Annotated in this window: 21 protein-coding genes; 12 read left to right on the top strand and 9 right to left on the bottom strand. The window is 42.8% G+C overall.

Going from position 1 to position 20,753, the window contains the following annotated elements; all coding sequences use genetic code 11:
- Window positions 1-74 precede the first annotated feature (74 nt).
- Window positions 75-983 (top strand): alpha/beta fold hydrolase, encoded by a 909-nt coding sequence (locus AC3KVK_RS18505; protein WP_490310175.1) that lies wholly within the window; start codon window positions 75-77, stop codon window positions 981-983.
- A gap of 4 nt (window positions 984-987) precedes the next feature.
- On the opposite strand, the gene AC3KVK_RS18500 is transcribed toward AC3KVK_RS18505, so the two are convergent.
- The 3 genes from AC3KVK_RS18500 to AC3KVK_RS18490 form a co-directional block, all read right to left on the bottom strand.
- Window positions 988-2,418, bottom strand: a complete 1,431-nt coding sequence (locus tag AC3KVK_RS18500) for a tetratricopeptide repeat-containing sulfotransferase family protein (protein ID WP_490310176.1) — start codon at window positions 2,416-2,418, stop codon at window positions 988-990.
- An 80-nt stretch (window positions 2,419-2,498) separates the two neighbouring features.
- Window positions 2,499-5,117: a TonB-dependent receptor plug domain-containing protein gene (locus tag AC3KVK_RS18495; RefSeq protein WP_490310177.1), complete on the bottom strand. Its 2,619-nt coding sequence runs from the start codon at window positions 5,115-5,117 to the stop codon at window positions 2,499-2,501.
- A gap of 327 nt (window positions 5,118-5,444) precedes the next feature.
- Complete coding sequence (locus AC3KVK_RS18490; protein ID WP_490310178.1) at window positions 5,445-5,603, bottom strand: oxidoreductase-like domain-containing protein; 159 nt, start codon at window positions 5,601-5,603, stop codon at window positions 5,445-5,447.
- A gap of 146 nt (window positions 5,604-5,749) precedes the next feature.
- Here AC3KVK_RS18490 and AC3KVK_RS18485 point away from each other — a divergent pair, with 146 nt between their 5' ends.
- Entirely contained in the window at window positions 5,750-6,136 is a 387-nt protein-coding gene (locus AC3KVK_RS18485; RefSeq protein ID WP_490310179.1) for a hypothetical protein, read from the top strand.
- 81 nt (window positions 6,137-6,217) lie between these two features.
- Window positions 6,218-7,579, top strand: coding sequence for a leucyl aminopeptidase family protein (locus tag AC3KVK_RS18480; protein ID WP_490310180.1), 1,362 nt, complete (start codon window positions 6,218-6,220; stop codon window positions 7,577-7,579).
- A 28-nt stretch (window positions 7,580-7,607) separates the two neighbouring features.
- Here the strand turns inward: AC3KVK_RS18480 and AC3KVK_RS18475 are convergent, their stop codons facing one another.
- From AC3KVK_RS18475 to AC3KVK_RS18460, 4 genes are all read right to left on the bottom strand, one after another.
- A complete protein-coding gene (locus tag AC3KVK_RS18475; RefSeq protein WP_490310181.1) occupies window positions 7,608-7,976 on the bottom strand; it encodes a replication protein RepA in 369 nt (122 codons plus the stop codon).
- Window positions 7,963-8,631, bottom strand: coding sequence for an AAA family ATPase (locus tag AC3KVK_RS18470; protein ID WP_086745492.1), 669 nt, complete (start codon window positions 8,629-8,631; stop codon window positions 7,963-7,965). The genes AC3KVK_RS18475 and AC3KVK_RS18470 overlap by 14 nt, the downstream gene beginning before the upstream one ends.
- Before the next feature lies 1 nt (window position 8,632).
- On the bottom strand, window positions 8,633-8,947 hold the full coding sequence (locus tag AC3KVK_RS18465; RefSeq protein WP_490310182.1) for a PilZ domain-containing protein: 315 nt from the start codon (window positions 8,945-8,947) through the stop codon (window positions 8,633-8,635).
- A gap of 190 nt (window positions 8,948-9,137) precedes the next feature.
- A complete protein-coding gene (locus AC3KVK_RS18460; protein ID WP_490310183.1) occupies window positions 9,138-10,214 on the bottom strand; it encodes a ketoacyl-ACP synthase III in 1,077 nt (358 codons plus the stop codon).
- A gap of 228 nt (window positions 10,215-10,442) precedes the next feature.
- On the opposite strand from AC3KVK_RS18460, the gene AC3KVK_RS18455 reads away from it, so the two are divergent.
- Genes AC3KVK_RS18455 through AC3KVK_RS18440 form a run of 4 tightly spaced genes read left to right on the top strand, consistent with a single transcriptional unit; the run spans window position 10,443 to window position 13,965 of the window.
- Window positions 10,443-11,774, top strand: coding sequence for a metal-dependent hydrolase family protein (locus AC3KVK_RS18455; RefSeq protein WP_490310184.1), 1,332 nt, complete (start codon window positions 10,443-10,445; stop codon window positions 11,772-11,774).
- The gene (locus AC3KVK_RS18450; protein ID WP_490310185.1) at window positions 11,752-12,156 is read left to right on the top strand and encodes a nuclear transport factor 2 family protein; all 405 of its coding nucleotides are present in this window, start codon (window positions 11,752-11,754) and stop codon (window positions 12,154-12,156) included. Before AC3KVK_RS18455 ends, AC3KVK_RS18450 begins: the two co-directional genes overlap by 23 nt.
- A 28-nt stretch (window positions 12,157-12,184) precedes the next feature.
- A complete protein-coding gene (locus AC3KVK_RS18445; protein ID WP_490310186.1) occupies window positions 12,185-13,450 on the top strand; it encodes a sensor histidine kinase in 1,266 nt (421 codons plus the stop codon).
- Complete coding sequence (locus AC3KVK_RS18440; protein ID WP_490310187.1) at window positions 13,447-13,965, top strand: response regulator transcription factor; 519 nt, start codon at window positions 13,447-13,449, stop codon at window positions 13,963-13,965. The genes AC3KVK_RS18445 and AC3KVK_RS18440 overlap by 4 nt, the downstream gene beginning before the upstream one ends.
- Window positions 13,966-13,996: 31 nt before the next feature.
- On the opposite strand, the gene AC3KVK_RS18435 is transcribed toward AC3KVK_RS18440, so the two are convergent.
- Window positions 13,997-16,054: a TonB-dependent receptor plug domain-containing protein gene (locus AC3KVK_RS18435; protein WP_490310188.1), complete on the bottom strand. Its 2,058-nt coding sequence runs from the start codon at window positions 16,052-16,054 to the stop codon at window positions 13,997-13,999.
- A 242-nt stretch (window positions 16,055-16,296) separates the two neighbouring features.
- On the opposite strand from AC3KVK_RS18435, the gene AC3KVK_RS18430 reads away from it, so the two are divergent.
- From AC3KVK_RS18430 to ppiC, 5 genes are all read left to right on the top strand, one after another.
- The gene (locus AC3KVK_RS18430; RefSeq protein ID WP_490310189.1) at window positions 16,297-16,710 is read left to right on the top strand and encodes a DUF1761 domain-containing protein; all 414 of its coding nucleotides are present in this window, start codon (window positions 16,297-16,299) and stop codon (window positions 16,708-16,710) included.
- Window positions 16,711-16,749: 39 nt separating this feature from the next.
- Window positions 16,750-17,001 carry a hypothetical protein gene (locus AC3KVK_RS18425; protein ID WP_490310190.1) on the top strand — a complete coding sequence of 84 codons (252 nt, stop codon included), beginning with the start codon at window positions 16,750-16,752 and terminating at the stop codon, window positions 16,999-17,001.
- A gap of 207 nt (window positions 17,002-17,208) precedes the next feature.
- The gene (locus AC3KVK_RS18420) at window positions 17,209-17,466 is read left to right on the top strand and encodes a CBU_0592 family membrane protein (protein ID WP_490310191.1); all 258 of its coding nucleotides are present in this window, start codon (window positions 17,209-17,211) and stop codon (window positions 17,464-17,466) included.
- Between the two features lie 26 nt (window positions 17,467-17,492).
- Window positions 17,493-18,419: a hypothetical protein gene (locus tag AC3KVK_RS18415; protein WP_490310192.1), complete on the top strand. Its 927-nt coding sequence runs from the start codon at window positions 17,493-17,495 to the stop codon at window positions 18,417-18,419.
- Window positions 18,420-18,494: 75 nt separating this feature from the next.
- Window positions 18,495-18,773, top strand: coding sequence for a peptidylprolyl isomerase PpiC (ppiC, locus tag AC3KVK_RS18410; RefSeq protein ID WP_490310193.1), 279 nt, complete (start codon window positions 18,495-18,497; stop codon window positions 18,771-18,773).
- A 59-nt stretch (window positions 18,774-18,832) separates the two neighbouring features.
- Here ppiC and AC3KVK_RS18405 read toward each other — a convergent pair whose 3' ends face one another.
- On the bottom strand, window positions 18,833-20,245 hold the full coding sequence (locus tag AC3KVK_RS18405) for a YfcC family protein (protein WP_490310194.1): 1,413 nt from the start codon (window positions 20,243-20,245) through the stop codon (window positions 18,833-18,835).
- Between the last annotated feature and the right edge of the window lie 508 nt (window positions 20,246-20,753).

Raw genomic sequence — 20,753 nt, 5'->3', positions numbered from 1 at the left:
TTATACTCACTAACGACAGGTTGAAATTTAACTTTTTACTGGTACGATGTGTTTTAAAAAAGAGACAATTTAATATGAAAACCGTCTTACAAGAGAGTATTTATCTTGATCTGTTTGAAGATCAGCAGCTTCATTTACGTCGCATTTATAACCCAGAAAATTTAGGACCTGCGGTATTTTTTCTGCATGGGGCGGTTGAAAATGGCAAAATATTTTACACCCATTCAAACAAAGGTCTCGCGCCATTTTTAGCTGAACAAGGCTATCAGTGCTACGTTGCTGATTTACGAGGACGAGGCGGAAGTCTCCCGGCAATTAGCGCTCATTCACAGTACGGCCAAACAGAAAGTATTTTGGAAGATATTCCGGCATTTGTCGCAAAAATTACCGAACATAGCGGATATTTTCCGCAATATTGGGTTGCGCATTCATGGGGTGGGGTATTGATGAATAGCGCGTTTGCTCGTTTTCCACAATGGATTAATCAAGTAAAAGCATGTGCATATTTTGGCACAAAACGTTCTCTATATAACAACCACCCGAGTAAACTCTTTCAGGCGAATTTATTATGGTATTTTTTGGCCCCATTTATCAGTAAAAAGAAGGGATACTTACCTGCTAAAAAATTAGGTTGGGGCTCAGACGATGAAAGTCGAAAATCACATTTGCAGAGTATGCAGTGGGCAAAAATATCACCTTGGGTCGATACAGATGATCAGTTCAATTATGCTGAGGCCTTACGAGACGTCTCGTTGCCCCCGACTTTACATATTGCAGGAGTAAAAGACAAAGCGTTAGCTCAGCCTATTGATATTCAAAAGTTTATTGATGAGTCAGGGTGTGGAAAACAAGTATTAAATATCTATGGCAAGCGTTTTGGCCATCGACACGACTATAACCACATTGATATGTTGACACATGCGATGGCGCATTATGATCAATTTAACGATCTTGTTGCTTGGTTTAAGTCCCACAGTGAGTAATTGATTATTTAAATAACGCAAGTTCAGCAATAAACTCTCGATATTTGGCTGAGCGGGAGACTGAACTTTGGTAAATCGGCTGCCTCACTTGCTGGGCGCTAAGAGTTTCTACGACAGACGAGGATAAATTGTGTGTTAAACACGTATCTTCAAAGTTAAGACCGCAAGCAAAAAGCACGGAGTGTAAAACTGACGTCGGATCATGGATTAGCTGCTCATACTGTAATGTGAGCATGTCAGGGTAGAGGGTGTGCCAATGTCTCATGGTTTGTTGGTAAAAATGGTTGTAGCGTTCAAACTCTCGTAAAGAACAAAAGTAGGGTTCGTTTTCGGCAAAATAATTTTGATAAATAGACCACGCAACATCGGCTGCGTTTCGTTGCAAATCAACAATAATCGCATTTGGAAAAAGCGCTTTAATGATGGGAATCGATTGGAAATTAGCAGGCAATTTATCAATGACGAATTTCTTCCCTTTGCTAAACCTGTTTACTTCTTGAAGGTAATAATTGGCCGCATGTTGGATGATTGATTGATTGAGCTTGTTGAGACATTTAGGGTAGGGCAGCCGTAATTGATGTTGTATTAATTCGCACGCCTGAGCTAAAAAAGGTTGTTCACCAGCATTACTGATGTGGCTATGGCAGTCGAGCATGTGTGCCAATAAACTTGAGCCCGTGCGGGGTAGCCCGACGATAAAAATGGGTCTAAAGGGATCATTCGAATCGTCTCTGTTGCTCTGTTGTGGCGTAGATACGTGCAATAGAGCGTTGTAAAAAGGAGCCATTTGATCTGTCGTAAATTGACAGAGCGAGAGCTGTAATTGGTTCGCATGTGCAAAAAATGCGGCAGCTTGTGAGCGATTTTTCTGTTTATCTGCACAATAACCTAAAGTGTAATGCAAGACGATTTGACCATGAATCGACAGATTTTTTTTCTGCTTTATCTGTAGACAATACTTGAATGCTTGCTCGATGGTTGCAGGATCACTTTTCACTAATTCAAACCAGCAAAAAAGATGGATTTCAGTGTATGGGCTGGCCAATACTTGCTTAAAAAGTCCCTCTGCTGCTTGGGTTTCCCCTAAGATGACATAATGTTTTGCCAAGCGGTACTGAATTTCAGGGTGATTGGCAAAACGTTTGTTTGCATAATCGAGCAAAGTGGTGACATCTGGATAGGAACCAACCGCGTTGAAAGCATCGGCTAGTTGCAACAATGGAGAAACTTCGTTGGGTAATAATTGGCAGGCTTGTTGAAAATGCTGGATGGCTTGATCATACAATAAACGCTGCATTGCGATTGTGCCAAGGCCAAGATGAGCGTAAGGATCGCTGTTATCGTGTGAGAGCCTTTGTTGGTAAATAGCCGCTGCTTTTGCAAGTTGGCCTTGTTGTAATAACTGATATGCGTGTTGAAGTTCTGAGTGTGTCATAATTCGTGATTGTTATTATTTTTTTTATTATGCAATAAAAAAGAGCCCCAGAAGGCTCTTTTTTTCGCTGGCTTACCCGATTAGAAGTTGTAAGTCGCTTTTAAGTAGTAGAAACCACCATTGAATCCGTATGGAGACGTTTCGTAGTATTGACCACCCCAGTTATTATTTGGGATCCCGCCAGATTGCTCTGTAAAGTTAAGCTTTTCCGCTTCTTGATCAAAGATATTCTGTGCACCGACTGATAAGGTAATTGAGTCTGTAACAAAATAGCTAACTTCAGCGTCAACTGTGACAGACGCATCAGCGGTAATGGCTGTTGCATCATAATCTACGTGGACACCTTGATACTCACCGTAGTAGTTAACACGAGTGAACATCGCAAATTTTTCCCAGTCTTGAGACCAAGTCAAAGTAGCACGGTGTTTTGGTAAATCATTTTCTAAGCGGTTAACTTTGAAGTCACCAGTAATGTCTGACCATTTAGTAACGGTTGTTTCATTCCAGTTATATGCCAAGCTGAAAGTAGAACTGCCGCCTAATAAATCATCTGTATAGTTAGCAACAACATCCACACCTTCAGTGGTGGTATTAAAATCATTTGTAAAGAAACTCACTTGCGCCAAACCAGCTACATTAGGGACACCAGCTGCAATTAAGGCTGCTTTATCTGCATCGGTTAACTCAATTTTGTCTGATTGACTAATGCGATCATCCACTTGAATGTTGTAGTAATCTGCCGTGAAGAAGAAATTATCAAATGAGTAAACCGCGCCGAGCGTGTAACTTTGCGACTCTTCAGGTTGCAGCTCTGTACCACCGAGTTGTGCCGAAATAGGGTTGGTTGGAGGTAAAAGTGCAGAATCAACTAACACACCGCTGCTTAAGTTGGTCTGTACGTTACTCACGTTGGCTTGACCTACCGTTGGTGCACGGAAACCAGTACTGATTGAACCACGAAGCGATAAATCTTCAGTTGCATGGTATTGACCCATGATTTTGTAGTTCGTTGTTGAGCCAAATGAATCATAATCTTCGAAGCGAAGGGCAAAACCCATTAAGAAGTCTTCAGTGAATGGCGCTTCAATATCAACATAAGCAGCGTAGTTACGACGCGTGTACTCGCCCGCTGCAGAAGGTTGAAAACCAGGGAAACCATTTGAGCCGATCCCAAAACCTTGATCTGTTAATGGACCTACTTTGAATGAAGGTTCATCACCAGCAATGACTTCAAAGGTTTCTTCGTGCCATTCTAAACCACCGGCTACATTGATATCATCGTATAAATCAGCATCAAAGCCTTTTGATACATCAAAATTGAAGTTTTTCTCAAGTTGAATGTACTTACCTGGGCTGAAATCGCGTGGAGAATCAGGACCTAGTGAAGCATTAAGTGTATTGTAGATGAAAAAACGAGATTCGCTGCGACCCACGTTACCACTTAAATCGTAGTAAACACCTTCGAATGTACCGTCGGTGATTTCACCTTTAGTACCAATCGTCAATGAAGTATCGGTGATGTTGCCACCAAAATTAGGTGTAAAACCACCAGGGATCATTTCGTTAAAGGCAAAACAATTTGGGTTATTTTGCACACCGTCAATGTAATCTTGTTGAGTGCGTACATCTGCATTCACGATTGGAATGATAGGACAATCCATACCGTCACCTATGCCTAGGCCATCATTTACTTGGCCGATAGGACCTGGTGTTAAATCGCCAACTAATAATGTAGCCCCGCCATCGTTTGAGTAAACACCAGGGCGAGTATGTGGGTTACGGTAGTAAAACCCACCACGAACATCGCGCTCTGAATAGTTACCAAACATGTAGAACTCAGAGTCATCAGTTAAGTCTAATCCGACATTACCAAATAGACTGATATCGTCTTTGACTTCAGGAGAACCCCAAATTTGCGCAGGGTCGCCGACACCCGGTACACCTGCATCAATAAATGCTTGTGCATCAGGGCGCTGTGTACTGCGACTAGTTGCATCTGCATTTTTATATTGAAAACTTAAATTAACAAAACCATCATCAGTAAATGGCATACCAACATTACCAGAGACTTCAGTCGTTGTACCATCGCCTTCGTAATATTCACCATGGCGCACGACCATCGAACCGCCTTCAGAGGCATCTTTGAGTACAAAGTTCATGACACCCGCAATCGCATCAGAACCATATTGCGCGGCGGCCCCATCACGAAGTACTTCGACTTGCTTAAGTGCAATGCTAGGAATAACTGAAATATCAGGGCCTTGGGCACCATCATTGATACCACCACCTAAAAAGGCAATTACAGATGCACGGTGACGGCGTTTACCATTTAATAAAATAAGAGTGCTATCTGAAGGAAGGCCACGTAAGTTTGCAGGACGAACTAATGAGGCTGCATCACTAATTGGATTGGTGTGAACATTCAAAGAAGGGACCGAGCCCTTCAAAATTTCAAGCATGTCAGTATTACCTGATTTGCTCAGTTCTTCACCACCAATAATATCGATAGGTACTGGTGATTCACCGATTGAGCGAGGTGCCGAGCGAGAACCAACAACAGCAATTTTTTCGACGTTTTTATCGACAACAGTGGTTGACTCTTCTTCCGCGTATACACCTTGAGAAATTAATAAACCTGCAGTAGCTGTAGACGTAAGAGCAATTTTGATAGCTCTGTTAAGCGCATTATATTTTTTCATTCCAATCCCCAGTCAGAATTATTATTAGATTCTTTCGCTAAAAAATATGTGAGATTTAGCAACAAAGAATTAAGCCTTTAATTTTGGCTTACTCAATTTATACATACAGTTAACATTGATTACAACTTGTAAATTAAATTAATGCAAAACTGTTATATAAATGTTCCGAATCAGTATAGAAGAATTTTTGAACTTTTTAGTAAAATGCTAAGTAATTAATAATTAAATTTTTTATCTAAATTGTGACAAGTGTCGTGTAGGGTGAGTTGCGTGGCAGGGAAAAATTGAGTTAACGAAGAGAGAAAACCGCTTAACAAGGTCAGGAGTTTATTTTTTTAGTTGAGGTGATAATTTTAACTGATTGATTTTCCAATCTTTAAGAGCTTGTTTATATTCATCCCAAACACAGGGGCAGCAACTACCACCTCCGCAGCAATCTCCTGGGCGAGGTTTTTCAGGGGCGGGTGTATTGATTGAGAGAGACATAAATCACTCGACTTGTTAATTTGAACTAAGACTATTATCTAATAAAGAAATATAAAATTATAGAGCCAGCGCAATTACTGTGCGTATTTACAGATTTTTACGCTTTAATGATAGGGCTTTATCTAAGGGTGTGTGACAATAGCGCGATGAAAATTATTTTATTGTTTCATAAATCACCAGTTAGGGTGACAAAAATTACTTATGTAAGAAGCCGGTTAAAACTGCGGCGCAGTATGCTGAAATTAAAAGCGGCACTCGCGCAGGAAAAAGCGGAAACGAAACAGATGTTAGTTGTGTATAAAAAATATACACGTAGACAAGCCACACCCGAAGAAATCAAATTAGCAAATGAGCAATTTCTCGATATCCTTAAAGGTTTAGGGCTCAGTGTGTTTGCCGTGCTGCCTTTTGCACCTATCACGATCCCTATTTTAGTCAAAGTAGGCCGATTAGTTGGCGTCGAAGTCTTGCCGAGTTCGTTTAATAAACCTATCTCAACACCGACAAAGCCACCTGATAGTGATAAACCCTAAGCGCTGAATGATTTTTTACATACCGCTTGAGCGAACTTCTTGGTATGCTGCTTGAAAATCCATTCGAACTTTGAGTGCACTATGAAACAAGCGTTAATTTTTGGCCAACATGGCACCCCACTGCATATTTTCTCTACTGAATCATTTATTACTTGGTCTCAAGCGCAAAGCCAATTTGTGCAAAATTGGCTAAAAGCGACAGGATTCAATGGTCAAGGGGTCGCTCTAGTGCCTACAAACAGTGGAGAGATTGAACAGGTTGTTTATTTTTCTGATGATTTGTCCTCTTACTGGTTATGCGGTGATTTAGTCAATCAACTGCCGACAGGCACCTATTTACTCATGAATGATGATGTGGCTTTGCGCAAACAAATAGCTTTTAGCTGGGCGCTTGGCCACTACAGCTTTGATACGTATAAATCACAAACCAAAGAAAAAGCCCAATTGGTTTTGAATAATCAACACGAAATCGAAGAGTTCAGCCAGTTAGTAAAAGGTATTGCACTAGTGCGTGACTTAGTCAATACACCTGCTGCTGATATGATGCCTCAGCATCTTGGCGAAATCATGCACGATTTAGCCGAACAATTTAATGGCCAATTTAGCGAAGTGGTCGGCGATGAATTACTCGAACAAAACTACCCTACGATTCATATGGTTGGTCGAGCAAGTGAAAACAAACCTCGCCTACTGGAACTTAATTGGGGGCAAACTGATGCACCAAAAGTCACTTTAGTTGGTAAAGGTGTGTGTTTTGATTCGGGCGGGTTAGATTTAAAACCCGGCGCAGGTATGCGTTACATGAAAAAAGACATGGGGGGAGCGGCCCATGTAATCGGTCTTGCATATTTAGTGATGGCCTTTAAGTTACCAGTTTCACTGCGAGTGTTAGTTCCTGCCGTTGAAAATGCGGTTTCAAATAATGCATTTCGTCCAGGCGATGTGATTCAAACACGCTCGGGGAAAACTGTCGAAATTGATAATACCGATGCCGAAGGGCGTTTAGTATTATGCGACGCACTGACTGAAGCACAAGCTCAGGATCCTGAACTTATTATTGATTTTGCGACCCTCACTGGGGCGTGTCGAATTGCATTGGGTACAGAGCTGCCAGGGTTTTTCACTGATGATCGAGAACTCGCCTTAGGGTTACTTGCTTCAGGCTTAGAGGTGGATGATCCTGTTTGGCATATGCCTTTACATAAACCTTACAAAGATTACTTAAAAAGTGATGTCGCTGATTTATCTAATTGCGCGCAAACCCCCTTTGGTGGTGCAATCACTGCGGCCTTGTACTTACAAGAATTTGTCGCACCAACGACACCTTGGGTCCACTTTGATATTATGGCATGGAATAACCGTAAACTAGCAGGCCGACCCGTCGGTGGAGAAGCATTTGGTGTGCGTGCTGTGTTTGAATATCTATCTAAACGATATCAATAAAATATTTTAATAATGTTTGATAAAAAACCTACTCAGGTTTTAAATGAGTAGGTTTTTTTAATGATTCGAGCAATGCATCGACGTTGTCATCATCTAAGTCTGCGATTTGCTCAATCAATAACCGTAAAATGCGCGATTTAGCGTAGCCAGTATGTTCAGCGACATGATTTAGCTGCTCAATATGCTCGGGACTGAGTGTGAACGTGGCATTTTTGAACTTACGCGGCCGCGCGCCTTTTTTACGTATTTGCTGACTTGCTTTGCTTTGGACTTGTTTGGTTTGGCTTAAAATAGACTGCCCTTGCGCATAGGCTGTCGCATCCTCAATAAACTCATCAACATCTATTTTCTTTCGGGTCTGGGCGGCCGCTTTTTTCTTAAGATCAGCTAAACTCATGGGAATTTCCGGGTTCAATTGCTAGCATTTCTTCGGCGATAGCAATGATTTCCTCGGCCGCTTTTCCTTTGGGGTCGATTTCAATCACAGATTCACCGTTTTCTTCGCTATCATCATAAATATTGCGACTATAAGTTATGGCATCAAGCACATTAATCCCGAATGAATCACACACTTCTTTTGCCTCTAAAATTCGGCTCGCTTGGTTTGGTAAAGATGGGCACTGGGTCATCACAAAGGATGCATTGAGTTTGGGGTTGACCATTTTACAGGTTGATAAGATATCTTCCATATGTGGCACGGTTTTTAAATCTCGGCGCTTTGGACGAAGGGGAATTAAAACATGGTCGGCCACCGACATAGCAGCGCGCAATGCCAGATTATCTTGTCCACCACAGTCAACCACTAAAAAGTCATAATGGTTTTCTAAGCTGAGTAAATCATTGCGAATTTTACCGTATAATTGCACGCAATTGATAATGGGTAATTGCGGGTTACTTGAACGTGCTTGGATCCAGTCTGATGTGGTACGTTGTGGATCACAATCGACCATCAATACTGTGGCTTCTTTATATTTAGCGAGGTAGACCGCAATATTTTGTGCCAAGCAGCTTTTGCCACTGCCGCCTTTTTCACCACCAATCAAAATAATCATGTTATTGCCCCTCATTATTTGAAAAAATCAGGCCAATATCAAACCAGCCGTGAGGTTGTTGTTGGACACGAATGACGGTTGCTTGTCGCGACGTTGTGAGGGCTTGACGTGGTTTAAAAAAGACCTGAACAGGTGTATCAATAGCGATGCTTTGTTCTAAACTGAACTTTAGGCCACCATTTGATACATCCACACACATTACATCACGGCTTTGCGGTTGACCTTGTAGATCTTGCCACACGATTGAAATGAGTTCTTTTTCCATATCGAGGCGCATTGAGGAGCGTCGGTCTAAAAAGTCTTGCTCATCGCTCATAACAACTTCTCCATCTTTAAGTTTGTTCGCATGTCTATTAAAAATGTAGCTGATGTTGGCAAAAACACGAATAATCGCTCTGTATAAATATGAAATTAATGCAGTAATAAAAAAGGGTTAGCTGATAAACATGAGTAAAATAAGCGCGCTCTTCGTCAGTGGCTAACCCGATTTTTTTTATTGTTATATCTTAGTTTTGAGTCGAACAACCTTTAATTGCATCTCCTAGTAGCTCAAGCGCGGTTAACTCAGAAGCCGGTAATTTTGCGCTTGGCGGGTTAATTGGCTCAACACGCTCTCCCCATTTGATATAACTGGCCGCCCAAGTCAAGCCTGCTCCAAATGCGGCAGACATGATGTTTGAATTGGGCTGAATGAGGCCATTTTCGACCGCTTCACATAAAGCGATCGGAACCGTTGCTGCAGATGTATTACCATATTTATTGATGTTGACCATGATTTTGTCGTCATCAACCGATAAGCGCTGAGCTATCGCTTGGATAATTCTTAAATTCGCTTGATGAGGAATTAACACATCAATTTCTTCTAGGGCGAGTTCGGCTTGGTTGAGCACATCATCACACGCTTCGCTCATGCCTTTAACGGCGCGTTTAAATATTTCTCGTCCTTCAAATAAAATATCAGAAGGGCCGACAGGTGCTTGATATTTATCAATATCACTGCCGAAGTTGGTAATGTGTAAAATATCACGATCAGTGCTATCACAGCCTGTTTTGGTCGCAATCAGGCCTGTGGCATCTTCGGTTGCTTCAAGCACAACGGCGCCTGCGCCATCGCCAAATAAGACAGCGCTATCACGGCGTGCCCAGTTGACATACCAGGTCATTCTTTCGGCCCCAATTACGACGGCTTTTTTGATCATGCCAGCTTGGATTTGTGCTGTGGCGTTTTGTAAGGCATATAAAAAACCTGAGCAAGCCGCATTGACATCGCAAGCAGCTGCGCCGGTTGCACCAATATTTTTTTGTACCAACGAGGCGGTGTTTGCCACTAAAGTTGAGGGCGTGCAGGTCGCAAGTAAAACGAGGTCAATTTCACTGCCTGACAGACCCGCACAATCCAGTGCATTTTGCGCAGCTGCAGTGGCGAGTGCAGCAGTGGACACATGGCTCACACGACGCTCGCTGATCCCAGTACGAGAGGTGATCCACTCATCGTTGGTATCAACAATCGTGCTGATTGCATCGTTGGTTAAAATTGCAGGAGGTAAACATTTCCCCCAACCAGTAATTTTGCCGTATAACATGTTGTGTTCCAATGTGTTTGTTGCTGCATCCAGTGTAGTGGAAGTTCTGCATCTTTGATGTGGTCAGAGGAGTTATAGCAAAATAGACCCATGAACTCTAGCGATAATCTCTCATTGCCACTTTTTGTGGCGTTTATCGTTTTAAATGGCTAAATTAGCGCAAACTTTTTTGATTTAACCCAAGCTATGATACTAATAAATGCTTGATGGATTAAAAAAGTATGTGTGATGAGAACAATAATAACAACGGCATTTTTTGCGCTTAACTCTGTTGCTTTAACCTTGGCCTCGGCAGCTTATGGTCAAATCGATACGCTTATTTATGGTGGGACCGTATTGGCTACTCCGGGTGAGCAAGCGTTACAAGCACAAACACTCATGATTGAAAAAGGGCAGATTGTGCGGATTGACTCTGGGTATAAATCTGCAGATGAACTGGGATTGGAAAGTGTCAACATTATTGATTTAAAGGATAGCTACCTTTTACCAGGCTTAATTGATATGCACGTTCATCTTACTTTTGAGCGAAATCCAAACGCAAACCCTCACCAGTGGTTAACGCAAGAGGATGCCGATCAAGCCCTTACTGCACTACCATATTTAGCCCGCACTTTAAATGCTGGGTTTACCACGGTTCGAGATTTAGGGGGCTCATATAAAGTCATTTTCCCTCTTAAGCGGGCGGTTAATACCCACACTATAATCGGCCCCCGTATTTTTGCCGCTGGAGATTTTATTTCAGCAAGCGGCGGGCATGGGGATTTGCATGGATACCGTCACGATGTGACTGAGCTGTTCACCGGAGGCTTAGGTATTTGCAATGGGGCTGATGATTGTCGCCGAGCGGTTCGCGAAGTGATAAAAAGTGGGGCTGATGTCATTAAAATCACTGCCACAGGAGGCGTATTAAGCAATACGGCTGCTGGGGTTAAACAGCAATTTACCGATAATGAGTTACATGCAATTGTTGAAACGGCTCATAGTTTAGGGCGAAAAGTGACCGCTCATGCCCATGGTACCGACGGGATAAATGCGGCGATCCGAGCAGGAGTCGACTCAGTTGAACATGGCTCTTACTTAGATAAAGAGTCAATCAGGCTCTTCAAAAAGCACGGTACGTATTTAATACCCACTTTATTAGCCGGTGCAACGGTCACTGAGGAAGTGCTTACAAACCCGACTATGCCGCCAGCTATAAAAGACAAAGTGAAGCAAGTGGCTCCTTTAATGGAAAGCGCATTTAGGCGTGCACTCAAACACCAGGTTAATATTGCGTATGGCACTGATTCTGGCGTCTCAAAGCATGGCGATAATAGCAAAGAATTTGCACTGATGGTTCAATATGGCATGACTGCACAGCAAGCCATTGTCAGTGCAACGCGTTCTGCTGCGCTCTTACTTGGTCAGCAAAATAAGCTTGGGAGCATAGAAGTAGGTAAGTATGCTGATATCATTGCAGTAAAAGGTGATCCAGAGCAAAATATTCAACTACTCTCAAAGGTACACTTTGTGATGAAAGAAGGGATTGTGTATAAACATGAAAAGCCACATTCCGATTGAACATGAGTTAGCGCATCAATTAATAACCCTCGAATGTGCCCTGTTAAAGCCTAATGTCAGGGCTTCTGAACAGATGCTTGATAATCTCCTTGCGGATGACTTTATTGAGTTTTCCGCGACGGGAAAGTGCTTTGATAAGCAGCATGTACTAGCCCGCTTGCCGGGGGAAATGATGCCTGAATTTCATAATCAAGATTTTGATGTGCGTATAATTCAGGATGGGCTGGCGCAAGTAACATATCGCGCTCGTTTACAACGAGATAAAGAGCCTAGGCCTCAATACTCTAATCGCAGTTCGTTATGGCGTAAAACAGAAGCTGGCTGGCAAATGGTGTTTCACCAAGGTACCCCTTGCGCGGAATTTACCCTGAAAAATAAATGAGTTTTTAAAAAACGGAAAAAGGACAGATGTGAAGAAGTGGTCGTTTAAACGCGGCAGTGCAATGGATAAGTTGCTATTGCTACGCAGTGGTTCGATTATTATCCAGTTGGCGACGGTAATTGGTATTTTCTTTGTAATGGACTTGGCCATTGCAGTGATGCCTATTTTATTAGTGATTTGCGCAGAAACAGTGTTTCATTTATTAAGCATATTAGTGTATCGCCAACGCCATGTGAGTCAGCTTGATTTAGTGTTGCAATTACTGGCTGATGTAGTGTTTTTAACCTTGTTGCTGTCGTTAAGTGGCGGGGCTACCAATGCCTTTGTGTCACTATTGCTGTTACCTATCGTCATCGCGGCGGTGAGTTTACCCACGCGCTGGTTGGCCCTAGTGTCTGTTGCTGCAATGGCAGCCTATAGTGTGATGCTTTTGAAAATGCCCACCCATAGTATGCACCATATGGATATGAACAATCATTTCATCGGGATGTGGGTGAACTTTATTTTATCGGCATTAGTGGTCACGTTTGTTGTCGGCGCATTGGCACGGATGATAAGCGAACGAGAGCAAGCCATCGCCAAGCAGCGAGAAGAGCAGCTGCGCCAAGAGCAGTTACTCGCACTGGGCTTGGCATCGACTCAGGTCACTCATCAGTTAGCCACCCCACTTGCAACGTTACAGTTACTGTTTGATGAGTTAAACGAGCAACAGCCATCCAATCCCGTCGTTGCAGATATGGCTGAGCCTTTACTGCAATGCCAATCGCAATTACGTTCGTTTACCGATTTTGCGACCAATATTCGCGAAAAAAAACCTCAGCACTTTGCTCTCGACAGTTTAGTTATACAGCTTAAAGAGTTGTTTCAGTTGCAGTTTCCGTTGCAACAGTTAGTTGTAGATCCCATCGAATTACCCCCAGTATCGATTCAAGGGGATGGCCTATTACTCCCCGCGTTGTTTAATTTGTTGCAAAATGCCGTGCAAGCAAATGAGCGGACAGATCAGCACTGGGTTGAATTAACTTTGACGTTTGAAGGGCCGCAGAGTATGCAATTTTCAATTCGGGATTATGGAAGTGGGATCTGTTCGCAGCAGTTAGCCTTAGGTGAGCAGCTTCAACCGAGTAAACACGGCTTTGGGATGGCTTTATTGCTCTCTAATGCCACAATCGAACGATTTAAAGGGCATTTATCTTTAACTAATCACAATGAGCAAGGCGCCATCGCCCGTGTTGATTTACCTTTAGTTGTCCCGCAGAGTTCGAAACCGTTCACATCCGCGGTCGCACTATGAAATTGATGGTGATTGAAGATGATCGAGCCTTTGCGAATGCTTTAGTGCGCCGCTTTGCTCAGCAAGGGTTTGAATGTCAGCAAGTCAATGCGTGGTGTGATGCATTGTCTGCTTGTCAGCAATTTAAACCGAGCCATATTTTGCTCGATATGAAATTGGCACAAGAGAATGGGTTGCAATTAATTAAGCCGTTGCGCGCGGCTAACCCGGCTTCACGAATTGTACTCTTAACCGGTTTTGCCAGCATCGCTACGGCCGTAGAAGCAATTCGCCTAGGTGCGGATGATTATTTAGCCAAACCAGCCGATACCCAAACCATATTTAAAGCGTTAACGGGAGCGATGACGTTACCAAAAAAGGTGGGTGACATGATGTCGGCAGAGCGGTTAGAGTGGGAGCATATTCAGCAAGCACTGAATGCCAACGAAGGCAATGTCTCTGCGACGGCACGTCAATTGGGAATGCATCGACGCACTCTGCAACGAAAATTACAAAAAAAACCTGTGCAGCGATGAACGGCACAGGTGTTAGAAATCATCAAGTAGTCTAAAATTGGTAACTCACAGCCACATAGCCATTGCGGCCTATCGCCGTGATGGGCTCACCTACAGCCATCGCATTGCCTGTAGCTCGGTTTAATCCAGCCAAATGTTCATGGTAGGTTTTATCAAGTAAATTACTGATCCCGATACTTAAAGTGAATGCCTGCTGGGTGTAATAATCGACATGCCAATTCAGTAATGCGTAGCCCGCTGAAGTTTTTTCATTATTGATTTCACTGACTCGGGTTTGCTTTTGGTAAGCGGTAATATTGAATTTAGTTTGCCAATTGCTCGCACTAAAATGGAGGTTTACTTGGCCATTGAGTGGGGCAATGCGATATAAATCATCGTTAATATCATCGCGTGTTCCCCTGACATAACTCGCTAGACCACTGAGCTGCCAGTGAGGGTTGACCCGATATTGCCAATTGAGATCCGCACCGAACAAATTGGCATCAATGTTACTGAATACTAATGGAGAAGCATCTCCCATCATATTCGCCACCATTTTTATATGGCCGACTTTTACTGGTGTGCCTTGGATATAATCATCTATTTGTTGATAGAATATTTGAGGCGCGAGGCTAAAGTTTTCGGTTTGATAGTTAAAGCCAACATTGGCTTGGTAGGCGGTTTCTGCCTGAAGATTGATATTGCCAATATAGGTTTTACCATCGGCGAGCCCGCCCGTGGCTTGCATTGGCAACCACAAGTAACGCTCTTGATAGCTAGGAGCGCGCTGTTTTACAGCCAACGCATAATTTAATGATAAAGCGTTCGAATATTGATAGCGACTGTGGTACGAGACGTCAAAAGTGGTGTCGTTCACGGACTTATCAGCCTGATTAAATGCATCCTGTAGCATTTTAATATGGGGCATCATCATCGCCATTGAATGACTGACATCGTGTGCGTCGGCGCTGTTTTGTTTGATTCGCAAACCAAATGTTTGAGTCAGTTCGGCCACCTGATGCTGGTATTGTGCAAAGATTGAATGTCTAATATCGCTGACTTGATTGAAGTTAATAAGCTTAAACATAGGATTATTCGGGTTGGTGATCACTGAATCATGTTCGCTGTTGATACCCTCTATCCCGAACTCCCAATGCTGATTTTTCATGTTCAAGGCGTAGCTGTGGCCAATCATTGTCGCAGTATTATAGCGGTGCATCGTCGGCATGTTGTTCACTCTTAGTGAAAAATTGTCCATGCCGTGGCGTGCATCTTGGTAGCTATAGCGCCAGTTAATCTGCCAATCTTCAAGCTGTGAAACCCCATCAGCAGACCAGTTTATTGAATCGATATAATCAATATCCATCGGTAATGCAGCTGTACCAGAACGGCCGGTTTCGACTTTATCCCATTTGAGTTTGGCACTGTGCCGATCGTTTTCAATTGCCAAGGCTGCCCCCATCATGGTTTTATCATACACACTTGGCACAATGTTGTTGCCAGAGCCGTCAGTATAATCATCGGCTTCTTGATGATTCAAATATGCAAATCCAGCTAGCCCTTGTTGACTGAGATTGATGTCACCGCTCAAGGTGTGGCCCTGTTTATTTTGGTTGTAGCTCCCAGTTATGTGCCCAAAAATATCCAATGTATTGGTTTGGCTGGTGACCTCTGCTGTCTTTAGCTTCACTTCCACAGTGCCACCTAATGAGTCTAAGGCACTGCTAACAGGTGCAAGTGTTCGATAGACAGAAATGGATTCCACCAAGTTAGGATTGACATAGCTTAGTGGTGCATCCATGGCATTTGGGCCTGCACCGCGCATGGTTTGACCTGATAATGTGGTCGCCACGCGATCCCCGTACAGTCCTCGGTATTGCGCAATTCCCGTAATGGGGCCATTGTTATTGCTGTTTGCTCCGGGGACAGATTTTAACCACTGACTAACTTCGGGTGTGTTGACATCTGCTTGCGCCTGTTCAATAGAAAATGCGCCAATAGGTGGGTGAGCCCCTCTGATTTGGATAATTTCAATCCCTTCAACGGTGTTCGCTGCTAACGGTGTACTCGATAGACCAAGCACTGCAGTGTAAATAAGTGACAGTTTCATTATGATTTCCTAAACAATTTAACATTATGAATTTTCACAATAAATCTATTTAAAAACAAAAGGTGAACGTGGAAGTGCGACAATTTGTCGCACCCAAAGAGGTCGAGCTTTAAATTAATTGGTGCACTTTTGGCAATAAACTTGTTTTATTTTGCTCTCAGCACTAATTTTGAAGGAATAACTTACAGTAAAACTCCCCGAATTGAGTGGAGCTATTTTACTCAGATGTGTGTGTTAGGCTTATGATTATAGATTTAGATCACCTTAACTTTGGCGCAATTTTGGTCGCTACGTGTTCTTCGTTTTTATTGTGGGGGCTGTGGTATTCCCCATGGTTGTTTGAAATATCTTGGTTAGAGACATCTGGGTTAACGCCATTTGATTTGCAAAATGCTGATCCCACCAAAGTGGTGGGGGTATCGTTTATTGCCGCTTTTACGATCAGTTGTTTATTTGCCATTTTGATTGGGCCAAGCCCTCATCCCGGCAGTGCGGTTTTGTTTGGTTTTGTTACAGGGATCGGCTGGATATCAACGGTGCTTGCAATCAATTATGTATTTGAACAAAAGCCATTAAAGTTATTTCTTATTAATGCTGGATACCACACCTTTCAATTTACCTTGATAGGTGCTGTGCTTGGCTTTTGGCCCTACTGATCTGCTAGACTGCCGATATTCAATGTTACAGGTCTGATTATGGCAAAACCCAATAAGAGCGGACCGAGTAAAACGGTCGATATCTTTTGTAAAAAATGTAAAGCACCGCTTTATAAATATCGCAAAGGAGGAAAAGGCGCGTTAGTAAAATGCTTTATTGAGCGCATTAGTCAAGATTTTACCAAGCAAGAAGGGATATGTCCTGGGTGTGAACAGCCATTTGCGCGACGTTGCCTAATTCGTGGTGTGCCAGCTTTGAAAATGATGGGAGGGAAAGTTCACCACAAATAAGTGCATGGATTTATAATTGAAGCGAAGAGCTGGTTGAATTACCAATGCGGATAAATGTCCTTATGCTCGCCATGTTTTACTTTTAGAATAACGTGTTTTGTCGAGCTCACACTGATCTCAACTACAAGCTGTTTCATGGAAAAGAAAAACGTCCTCCCCATGGATAGGGCCAGCAAATTTGGACGAATCATAAGCTTGGAGTGTTAAATGACTGATTTAATCTTTGATGTTATCGGAATGTCAGGGACCTTTTTGGTCGTCGGTTCCTTTTTCTTGTTACAGTTAGGAAAAGCCGATCCGACCGGTTTAAAATATAATTTAATGAATTTAACGGGTGCTATCTTATTATTGATAAGTCTCTGTTATAATTTCAATTTAGCCAGTTTTGTAATTGAATTATTTTGGATTGCAGCCTCACTGATCGGCCTGTATAAATATTATACTAAACCTAAGGTGACTGCTTAACTACAACAAGGGAGTGATACTTAGTTATGTCGATTTTCGGTCACTCCTTCCCCTTATTATTTATCTTGTGCTTAATTTGTAGCCCGAGTTACGCCAACGAAGTCAGCAAAGAATCTTTAGAATCCGATCCCTTAGTCGACGTACGTGATGGTATTAATATTCGTATGCAAAGTGCCGCTCAATGGCTAGATGCCTTAATGGCGGATGAAACACTTGATGATAAAGCCCATGCTAAAGGGTATCTCCGCCTCGGTTGGTTGCCGCGAAGTGCTGATTGGAGTAAAACTCAGGTCCGTTTCACAGTGCAATTAAGTCTCCCTAATTGGGAAAATCGCTTAAAACTCATTATTGATAATGACGCTGATGAGTTTAATCGTTTGCCGTTTGAAACTGAGACGCCCTATGCTGGTCAGTCAAACGCTGATGATGAAGTCAATGCCGCCATTCAATATTTATACGAAACAACAAAACACATTGAAATTGATAACCGTTTAGGGATTTCAAGAGGTCAATTATATGGTCGCAGTGCGGCTAATTGGCAACATCAGAGCAGCAGCACTCTTTATTCGGCCTCAATGGGACTTGAGTATTACTTTTCGGATGGCTTTGGCCAATTTATAAAATTAGCGGCAGATAAACAATTTGATCAGAAGTTTTCACTCAACTGGTCGGCTAATTTGCGCAATATTGAATCAGAAATAGACACTGAATTTCGTTCGGGTCTTTATTTAAGTTATTTACCGGATAACAAACGCGCTATGGTAATGGGGATGAATGTTAAAGACAACTTCGATACATTGCGTAGTTATAATCTTTCATATCGATATCGCCAGCAAATAAAACACAGTTGGCTTTTTTATGAAATAGAACCTTTTTTAGAATACCGAGAAGAGTTCGGTTATCGCGATGAAATAGGCATTGCACTGCGTTTAATTGGTTATTATGGTCAATAAAACCGTGTTGTAGGCCGGTGCGCGTCAGGCTGGGCTGTGTTAAAATGCCGCGTTTTTTACTTTTAGAGAAGTCCTATGGCTCATACTGCCCACGCATTACACATCTTGGTTAAACATAAAGAACAAGCCGACGATATCCTTAAACAGTTAAACAAGGGGGCGAAGTTTCAAGTGTTAGCGAAGAAGCATTCAACTTGCCCATCTGGGAAAAGTGGCGGCGATTTAGGCGAATTCAAACGCGGGCAAATGGTGCCACAGTTCGATAAAGTCTGTTTTTCAGGCCCAATACTTGAACCTGTATTAGTGAAAACGAAGTTTGGTTGGCATATAGTTAAAGTGTTGTATCGTACTTGATACCTTGAATTTGCAATAAAAAAGCGCCTTAGGGCGCTTTTTTATTATTGAAAGTGATATTACCCCGTCACTGCCGTCGGTTGGACGTCTAATCCATAGCCAAACATCACCGCAAGGACTAATACGATTGAAGCAGCGAGCATTAATTTTAGCAACAGCGGTAAACAGAAGCGGAACCAATGACCATAAGGTACACCGGCCATTCCTAAAATACCCATCAGTACCGCATTGGTAGGGATAATCATGTTAGAGAAACCATCACCAAATTGATACGCTAACACAGCCACTTGACGCGGCACACCGACTAAATCACCTAAAGGTGCCATTAACGGCATTGTGACATAGGCTTGACCAGAGCCTGATGGAATGAAAGTATTGAGCACTGTTTGAATGACAAGCATACCAATTGCAGAAATTTCAGCGCTTACATATGAAAGTGGTAAAGACATCCCATGCACTAATGAATGAAGGATCTGACCATCTTCTAAAATAAGGGCAATGCCTCGGGCAACACCAATCAATATTGCAGTCGTGACCAAATCAGACACCCCTTCGATAAAACGATTGGCGGTTTCGTCAGCACTTAAGCGCCCTAATACAGCAATAACAGCACCCCATGCAATGAAAACGCCGCCCAGCTCGTACAAGTACCAACCTTGGGTCGCGATGCCCCACACAGCAATTGTTAAGGTAATTATAAAGCTACCTAGAATTAATTTATGTCGAGTTTCAAGTTGGGGGTAGCTTGGTTGCTCTTGACCAGCTAACGGACAAGGTACGCCAACCATCATTGACTTGCTCGGATCGTCAGAGACCTTTTTGGCATATTGCCAAACGTGGTGAAAACCAATTAACACAAACGGTACAAAAATAGCAAAGCGTAACCATAAACCAGAATAAACCGGAATTTCAGCAATTTGTTGTGCAATAAGCACTGTAAAAGGGTTGAATGCTGATACGCCATAACCGATACCATATCCGGCAACAATCATCCCGACAGCCGTCATGGCATCGAGACGCATCGCTTTACACAAGGCCACCAAAATTAACACAAAGGGGATATATTCTCCTGCTGTGCCAATGCTGCTTGAGGCTAAAGCAAAACAGAACACCACCATAAAAATTAGGCGTTGTGGTTTGCTACCATGGCGCTCTAACAAACGACCAATTAACGCATCAACCGTTCCGGTGGCACGAGCAATAGCAAGGACCCCACCAACGATTAATACAAAAAAGATCACATCTTGCGCTGCGGCGAATGCACGAGGAATGGCTTTGAGTAAATCCCAAGGTGTCAAATAATGGCGTTCAGCAACCGTTTGATAGGTTCCTGCAACGACCATTTCACGGCCAGATTCAGTTAAGCTCGTTTCAAAAAAGCCCTGTGGCACTAACCAAGTAGCAAAGAGGGCAACTACCATCATACCGAGCAATAAAATCAAGGTATGGGGTACTTTGAATGTTTGACCCATCGACGTCTCCAAATAAATAAAAAAATTAAGTTATGCAGTTTACGTTATCACGTGTGTCGCGTTGACTGAGTCGTTGCATGGTTTAACGTGCTTAGGCGAGACCAAGTCTTCAGGGGGATTAAATTAGGGGAGGGCACCAATACTTCATGCTTAAAACCTAATCAAACTGCAGTTCTGAGAGACTTTCTGGGGGGCTGGTCGTCGCGGGCAAAAGTGTACCACGCTCATTATTGCTTGTTAAGAAATGAGGTAATAAAGGCAGATTTAAAAGGAAACAAGAAAAAAGCGCCCTATTAGGCGCTTTGTTGTTAGGAGATCACAAAAATAAAACGTTAGTTAATGCGTAATAATTGTTTGGTGTTCCAGAGCGGCTGTTTACCTTCATCTAATCCTTCTAGGAACAAGTAGGTGGCCGAACCTTTTAAACCTGCCAGTTCAGCAGGTAATTGCAGGTTGTAAACTCGCTCGTTACCGTACACACCTACGTATTGGGTGGCTAAAGTGATCG

The organism is Pseudoalteromonas sp. J2K-J979 (genome assembly GCF_058169715.2).
Note: the sequence above shows the minus strand (reverse complement) of the source record. Positions and strands in the feature narration are given on the sequence as shown.